Raw genomic sequence first — 6,531 nt, 5'->3', positions numbered from 1 at the left:
ATAGCATATTATTCCAAACTTTAGCTTTTTCATTTTATCCCTTTATTTATTAATTTATGAAATAAGAACAACGGAAAATGATGAATATTTCCAAAACACCTTGCCTAAGTACTTCACCCCATCGCATTTCGTGCGTTTGCGCAGTATGCCTTCCTTAAAACTGATTTCTAGTTTTAAAAGGTTAAAACATATCTGCCTGATCCAACGATTAGTCGAGACCACCATTCACGATTATCTAAATACCACTCAACCGTTTTGCGAATCCCAGATTCAAAAGTTTCTTCTGGCTTCCAACCTAATTCACGCTCAATCTTACTGGCATCAATCGCATAGCGTCTATCGTGCCCAGGGCGGCCTTTAACGTGAGTGATTAATGATGAATGTTGCGTGTTGATTGGGTAGCCACGCTGCTCCATCGGCACTAGTTGATCCATAATGGCACAAATGGTTTTTACCACTTCGATGTTCTGCTTCTCATTATGCCCGCCGATATTGTAAGTTTCACCGACTTTGCCTTCCGTGACCACCTTGTATAGTGCACGGGCATGGTCTTCGACATACAGCCAATCACGAATTTGATCACCATTACCATAAATGGGTAATGGCTTACCCTCTAAAGCATTTAAGATCACCAGCGGAATAAGCTTCTCTAGGAAATGATACGGACCGTAGTTGTTTGAACAGTTAGTAACTATGGTTGGTAAACCATAAGTGCGTAACCATGCTCGAACCAAATGATCGCTCGATGCTTTAGATGCGGAGTAAGGACTTGATGGAGCATATGGTGTCGTTTCTAAGAACAGCGGAAAGCTTAGAACCACCGGCAACTTCATCTGGATGTGGTAAATCGCCATATACTTCATCGGTTGAGATATGGTGAAAACGGAACAATTCCTTCGCTTTATCATCTAGTTTATTCCAATATTCACGAGTCGCTTCCAAAAAAGTGTAAGTACTCACTATGTTGGTTTCGATAAATGCAGCAGGACCTGTAATTGAACGGTCAACATGAGATTCTGCCGCCAAGTGCATCACCGCATCCGGTTTGTATTCGGAAAACACGCGCCACCGGTGACAAGAATTTTCATGATTAATCCTATAAGACTAAGAGCGGGCTTCGCCCTGCTACGCGACTGCGAGAAGCTAGATTCTATAAAAGCGTAAAGCCAGTTCTAGATTCTAGAAGGCCGTTAGGCCGCTCTAGCTGCTCGGTTCAACTTCCTCTTCCTTCCTAAACGCAAAACGCACCAAAACCATCGCCACGCCAAACATGCCGCCGAGTAAGGTACCTAACACACAAATTAAGGCCCGCTTAGGTTTATCTTTTAGCTCTGGCACTACAGCAGGGTCAACGACTTTAAAGACAAACTCATCTTGCACTTCAGCCAGCATCAGGCTTTTGGTTTGTTCTTCTATTAGTTTATAAAAAGTGGCTTGCATATCCGCTACTGAGGTTCTTTGTAGCTGCTCTTGCAAGTAATTGAGGTTTTGAGTGGTTTCGGCAATCGTGCGCTCACGCATCACTTGGTTAATTTCTTCGACTAACCATGTGGCCCACTGCTGAGCAATAAAAGGGGAGTAGTGTGAAACACTGACGGTATATAAACCGTTGGTTTTATCAGTAGAGACGGTGAGTATCTCTTTAATAAACGTTTCATGCGCTTCTTGAGCGGTTGGTTTTGCACCACGTAGCCCTTTTGGTTCACGCAACCACGTTTGGGTTTGCTCATCGTATACCGTATCGTCAATAATCAATTGATTGGTGGTTAAATCCCACCCTTTAGCCGCCATTAGCGGGACCAAAATATCGTACTTTTCAATAAAGTGTTCAATAAAACGGCGAGACTTAATCACTTGAGCAGCAAGCTCGGTTTGACTGCTTTCACCACTGCCAAGGTTCACCCCAGCCAAGGCAGCTAAGCCTCCAAGTTGCCCAGCCATTTTTGCTAAACCACCACCGCCACTGCTTTCAGCAGGAGCTAATAGTGTATCGGCTTTATAAATATTTGGCTGACTAAGCGCAAATAAGACCGAGCCAACAGCAAATACAAAAGTAGTGGCGATGATGATCCATTTGCCTTTCCAGAGGGCGATGAAGAGTTCGCGTAAATCGATTTCGTCTTCGTGCCGCGGCAGCGGCGCGAATTGCGCGTCTGATTGGTATGGCGGATTGTTTTGGGTTATTTGTGTGTTCATAGGTTCTTCAGGTTTAGGGTCTGGTGAAGAAAGAGCGGGCTTCGCCCTGCTAGAGCGTCGCTGCGCGACTGCGAGAGACTAGATTCTATAAAAACATAAAACCAGTTATAGATTCTAGCAGGCCGTTAGGCCACTCTAGCAACGCTCTCATCTCTAGCTGTTCTCGTTCTTACATCTTTCTTTGTTTTTGTTTGATCATTGCGCCCAAAATTTTGGCTAATTCTTTTGCTTCTTGGACCATACCTAAGGCCGGTTCTTTATCTAAGTAACCAATTTCAATACCGATATAAAGTTGAGTGACTAACTCACCAAGTGAACCTTTGGCATAGTACAAAAAGCGAATTTGATCTTTTAGAGTTTCGCGCTCTTCACCCTCTGCAATATTAGAAGGAACTGAAAGCCCAGAACGAGTGATTTGGTCTTTAAATCCCCAATTACTGACTGACTCTGTCATTTGATATATTTGACATGAGAGTCGTGATGCTCTTTTCCAAACATCCAGTTGCTCAAAGCACATGGGTGATCCTTATAAGATATAGAGCCCTGCTAGAGCGTCGCTGCGCGACTGCGAGAAGCTAGATTCTATAAAAGCATAAAGGCAGTTATAGATTCTAGCAGGCCGTTAGGCCGCTCTAGTAAGTTGCGCTAGCAACGCTCTCGTTTCTACTATTTTAACGCATTTACCGCAACACCTGTTTGATAAAGGATTTGCGTCGCAGCGGTCCAGACGTTAAGTGCATCGCGGTAATCAGTATCAACTGGAACGACAATCGTATCACCTGGTCTGAGGCTTTCACCGCGGCGTCCAAACCAAAAACCGGTATTGGGTTTAAAGACAGAGCCATCGGCTCGCACCACAAAGATGCGGTCATCATCAGCTTGCTTTTTCATACCGCCAGCACGATTAATGTAATCTTTCACTGTCAAGCTTGGGTCAAGAAGATAAGTGATCCCTACTTGTACTTCACCCATCACTGAAACAGTATTGCGATACATTGGAATAAATAAGAAATCGCCATCTTCCAACATAAAATTGGCGCTTTTATTACCATCAATAATTTGATCCAATTGCACAACCATACGCCCTAATGCGCGGCTATTGGTTGCCTCTTCGATAAACGCTAAGGTCTTATCAGGATCGCTAATAACACTGGAAACTCGGCTATCAACATTAAAACTTTTTTTCGCCACTTCACGGCGCATATCTGCCGCGTATTGAGTCAGTAGTTTTTGTTCCTGCAAACGTAAGGCTTCGCGAGTAAAAATCGCTCCTTGTGGATGAGCAAACTCGGTTAAGCCTCCCGCCCTTTCTAGAAGTTGGGCTAGTGTTTCTCCACGACGTAACGTATAGGTACCTGGGAACTTCACTTCGCCTTGCAGTACCACGGTATTTTGCTGCTTTATTCCCGGCTGCTCAAACACATTTAACCGGTCACGCGGCTTTATCTCTCGATTGGCTTGCTGGTCACCTTGCATGACTGCACTCAGATCAATATTTTTGATCTCCGTACGTACCGTATTACCTAATGATTCTATGCGTGCTAATTCTGCATTGGCACTAAAAGCATCGGCGCTTAATCCGCCCGCAGCGGTGAGCAACCCTTGCACAGTATTGTGCTGAGCAATGGGGTAACGCCCTGGGTATTTTACTTCACCAAATACTTCGGCAATCATCGCCGGATGGCCGTAGCTGGATTGCTGTTGTAAACGCACTAATAATGAGGCAAGCAAAAACTGTCGTGAGTTTTCTTGTAATGCTTTAGCTTGCTCTTGAGTAATCATTTGGCCTTGGAAAAATAGGGGTTCCTCTTTTTCGTGATCACCAAATCGCACCGCAGGAAAAGATTGCGTAACTGAACGCTGTTGCTGCTCTCGCTCCGCTTCTTGTCTTGCTAAGACTTGTGCTTGCTCTAAACTTTTGATTTGTGAAGATTCCAGCGTACTACCAGCACGGCTATTATTTACCTGTGTTGATTCGAGGCTCTCTTCTTGCTTCTTGAGCTCTAATAACTCATCCACATCATTAGCACTCAAACGGTTAAACACCAGTACTTGATCTCGTGGTTGTAATGGCAAGTTGTCTACGCTGTTTGGATTAAGTAAGGCATTCGCTAAGCTAAATTGGTAAACCACCACATCACGCTGCAAATTAACTTCACGGATAACTAGTGCATAATTTAAATCGGCGGTGGCATTAAACGCACTATCGGCAGAATGAAAGAGATCACTGATGCGTAAATTATCACGCCACTCTGCGTAGCCCGCATGAGCCACATCACCCATTAATTGCACATAATTTTGTAATAATTCACTGCGCTTGGCGACAGTAATCTCATCACCATTATGTACTGGTTGCTGGAGTGCTTTTCGCTGTGTTAAGTCCAACGAATGAACATCACGAGTGCCGTGAGAGCTAGGGCGTTTAATGGTTGCTCGCTCTAAATAGGCATGAGCAGTCACCCCACCAGATAACGTCAACACATCTTGGTAGGTTTCACCGGGTTTTATCTCATAAATGGCAGGACGCTGGACTTCACCTTGAATGCTGATGGTTGCTTTCACCGGCGCTATCCAAACCACATCCCCCGGCATTAAGCGTTCATCATTACGACTATCGCCTTTTAAAAGCAGGTCGTATAAATCAAGCGTGCGCACCACTTGGCCATTTCGCTTTAACTGAACATTACGCAAAGCCCCACTCTCACTAAAGCCACCACTGTAGTAAATGGCCTGTGAGATGGTCGTCAATGCGCTGACAGTATAAGCACCCGGTTTATAAGCATCGCCCATGACAAAAATTTGCATGCTGCGCAGTTCACCTAAAGTGATATCGCTGCGCACACCAATCATCTGCTCTTGTACCCGCTGCATTAGGCTGGCACGAACTTCACTAAACGATAAACCCGCAACCGAAATAGGGCCAAGAGAAGGAAAGTTAATCACGCCTTCACGATTAACTCGTAAACGGTGGGTGCTGTTATCTTTACCAAATAATTGAACAATAATTTCATCATTGGGGCCAACGCGATAATCGCTAGGCACGGGCACGTCACTCACGGGGGCAAACGTCGTTGGAGAAGCAGCAAAAAGATCTAATCCAAAACGCCTTAGTTCAGGCTCTTTCTCTTGATCTTGTTTATTGAGCGGTTGTTGCTCCGCTTTATCGGGACGAGCGGTACGAATATCGGCGGTAGGAAGTGGCTGGCTAGCCCCACTATTATTGATATTCGGTAAAGTAATCCCGTACTGTCGAGCCAAAGCTTGCTGCTGATCCGCTGGCAAATTTTGAAACATACGCAGCTGTTCAGGTGTAGGACTTTGAGCATGAGATGAAACAGCGAAAAGACTTAACAACAACGAAGAAAAAAAGATAAAGCGTCCGTGAAACATGGTGTTTTCCGATAGTTGAATGGGAAAGTGGTACGTTTTAAGTCTAAGACCCTAGGACCTAGGACCTAGAACTTAAACTGCATACCAAATTGTAAAGCGGTTAAGCGCACATCATCACCAGCAAGATAATTTACAAACTCGCCCGTAATCGCTGCTTTTCCACTGAGAGCATAATGCAACCCGACGCCAAAAGTTGCGCCGCTATCATTGGTCGTTTGGTGCTGATAGTCTGCTCTAACATACGAATAACCCGCTAAAGCGTACAAAGCGAGCCGATCGGTGACTGGCATATTGGCTTTAACTAATGCACTGGCTAGGCCATCAATCGCTAAATCATCACTGCGTTTAACACTAGTCGCATAGCGACCTTCAATGGCGACATAATCGGAAAAGAAATACCCAAACTGAATTTGAGCAAGTGCTGGAGATGAGTCTAACCACCCCGTAGAGGCTTGGTATTCACTATCACTATACGCTGCGCTCACTCCGGCATAGCCATCAGCTTGTGCCGAGAAAGCCACTAGATTGAGGGTTAAACAAAAGGCACCAATAAATGTTTTTTGGGTTACTTGAATCACTGGGTTCATATTGAATTTCATTTTATTAAGCATAGTGGTGAAAAACCATCCTTATCATGTAGTTAGCTTATTCAATCATAGCCTAATTTGACCATAATCAGGCACGCTACCGCCCTACGTAATACAACGCATATCCTAATATTTTCAACCCGCTAATGATTAACGATTAGCAAACGATTAGCAATGATGAATCTTAGTGTTATTCACCTAATCGGCAAATCAACCCGACTAAAAAGCATTTATATATGAGTGTTTAGTCACACAACAACAGATTCCGAACTCATTCATATACTCAACAAGACTTATAAACATATCACTCATAATAAATAATTTAAGCAACATTATGCATTAAAAGGTTTACATTGTT

General features: G+C 44.1%; 4 protein-coding genes and 1 pseudogene. All 5 read right to left on the bottom strand.

What is annotated here, in order from left to right; genetic code table 11:
- Positions 1-173 precede the first annotated feature (173 nt).
- Positions 174-1,065: pseudogene (rfbB, locus tag CAG60_RS03185) on the bottom strand (dTDP-glucose 4,6-dehydratase); the annotation flags it as partial.
- 135 nt (positions 1,066-1,200) lie between these two features.
- Positions 1,201-2,196 (bottom strand): Wzz/FepE/Etk N-terminal domain-containing protein, encoded by a 996-nt coding sequence (locus CAG60_RS03180; RefSeq protein ID WP_161438274.1) that lies wholly within the window; start codon positions 2,194-2,196, stop codon positions 1,201-1,203.
- Between the two features lie 169 nt (positions 2,197-2,365).
- A complete protein-coding gene (locus CAG60_RS03175) occupies positions 2,366-2,713 on the bottom strand; it encodes a four helix bundle protein (protein ID WP_161438273.1) in 348 nt (115 codons plus the stop codon).
- A 149-nt stretch (positions 2,714-2,862) separates the two neighbouring features.
- Positions 2,863-5,586 carry an SLBB domain-containing protein gene (locus CAG60_RS03170; protein WP_161438272.1) on the bottom strand — a complete coding sequence of 908 codons (2,724 nt, stop codon included), beginning with the start codon at positions 5,584-5,586 and terminating at the stop codon, positions 2,863-2,865.
- 65 nt (positions 5,587-5,651) lie between these two features.
- Positions 5,652-6,173, bottom strand: coding sequence for an outer membrane beta-barrel protein (locus tag CAG60_RS03165; RefSeq protein WP_161438271.1), 522 nt, complete (start codon positions 6,171-6,173; stop codon positions 5,652-5,654).
- Positions 6,174-6,531: the final 358 nt, after the last annotated feature.

This window comes from Vibrio sp. V33_P6A3T137 (assembly GCF_009904835.1).
Taxonomy (GTDB): Bacteria; Pseudomonadota; Gammaproteobacteria; order Enterobacterales; family Vibrionaceae; genus Vibrio; species Vibrio metschnikovii.
This window is presented reverse-complemented; position numbering and strand designations above follow the sequence as displayed.